Genomic DNA, 1188 nt, shown 5'->3' with positions numbered 1-1188 from the left:
TGGAAGTCGCAGCGGTGGGCGATTTCGGTCACGGACCAGCGTCCTTGGGCGAGCAGTTCCCGTGACTGATCCAGGCGGTGGTTGCGCACATAGTCGCAGACCGTCGTTCCAAAGATATGGCGGAAGCCCCGTTTGAGTTTGGTTTCGTTCAGCCCGGCCCAGCGAGCCAGTTCACCCAGGGACGGCGGTTTGTCCGTGTCGCGGACCAACAGGTCGCGCACGGCCCGGATCCGCTCCTCGTCGTCCGGGCGTATGCTGTTTGCCGTCGTGCGCGACGGTTCCCTGCGCAGACGTTCCATTTGCAGGACCATGAGCTCCATGGCCTTGCTTTCCAGATACAGGCGGCGCAGCGCGCCCCGGTAGGGGCAGTTGCCGAGCTGTTCCAAAAGCATTCCGGCGCGGGCGTCCAGGGCGTATCCCCGGTTGCAGGGCTCCGGACTGGGCGCGTCGAGAATGCGGTGCAGTTCCAGGGGCAGGGCATCCGGGTCGTCCGCGAACATCCGGCGCAGCTTGTCGGGAGACAGGTACAGGTTCACGATGCGCACGGTCTGCTTTCCGCCACAGGCGACGCGGCAGGCCGAATGCGGGTTAAAGGACAGGATGACCGTTCCCGGCCGCGCGGTCACGAATTCCTTCCGCCACGGTGTGTGCACGATTTCGGCGTCACCATCTCCTTCCAGGTGAAAGGAGAACTGGATCGGCGCAATGTCCATGGTGAAAACCGTGCCTGTAGGACAGTTGCCGCGACCATGCACGGACAGCAATTCCAATCCGTCCTGGAGACGGTCATGCCGGATGGCGTCAGGACACAACGCCTCGTAGGAGGCAAGGAATTTCCAGTCTGAATCGATCATTGTGGACGTTGGCGATGCGATCGTCTGTTTTCGTGCGTTACCGCGCGGCGTTTCGGGATACGGGGACCCAGGGTCCTCGCTGCCGGGCAGCATTCAAAAGTTGATGGACGGCCAGGGGCGGCCAGCCCCATGGCCAGATGAATGCGGCGGCGCACCGGCCGCATCAGGACCCAGATGCCGCGTTCGGGCGCGTCTTCGGCTGTTTCGGCTTCGAATGTTCCGGCCTGGCTGGTGCGCGGGTCGCAGGTGGATGTGTTCATGAATGACCTCCGGGAATTGGGTTCCGGGAGATCATGGCGCGTCAGGCGCGTCTCTTCCACCCCGTGAGGGAGAA

The 1188-nt window shown here is 63.4% G+C and carries 2 protein-coding genes; both read right to left on the bottom strand.

Going from position 1 to position 1188, the window contains the following annotated elements; all coding sequences use genetic code 11:
• Positions 1 to 947, bottom strand: a 947-nt coding sequence (locus EOL86_15290) for an AraC family transcriptional regulator (protein ID NCD26934.1), incomplete at its 3' end; no start/stop codon positions are given.
• A complete protein-coding gene (locus EOL86_15285) occupies positions 851 to 1114 on the bottom strand; it encodes a hypothetical protein (GenBank protein ID NCD26933.1) in 264 nt (87 codons plus the stop codon). The genes EOL86_15290 and EOL86_15285, both read right to left, overlap by 97 nt.
• Positions 1115 to 1188 lie beyond the last annotated feature (74 nt).

Source organism: Deltaproteobacteria bacterium (assembly GCA_009930495.1).
GTDB lineage: Bacteria > Desulfobacterota > Desulfovibrionia > Desulfovibrionales > Desulfomicrobiaceae > Desulfomicrobium.
The sequence above is the reverse complement of the archived record's forward strand: the minus strand, read 5'-3'. Positions and strand labels throughout refer to the sequence as shown.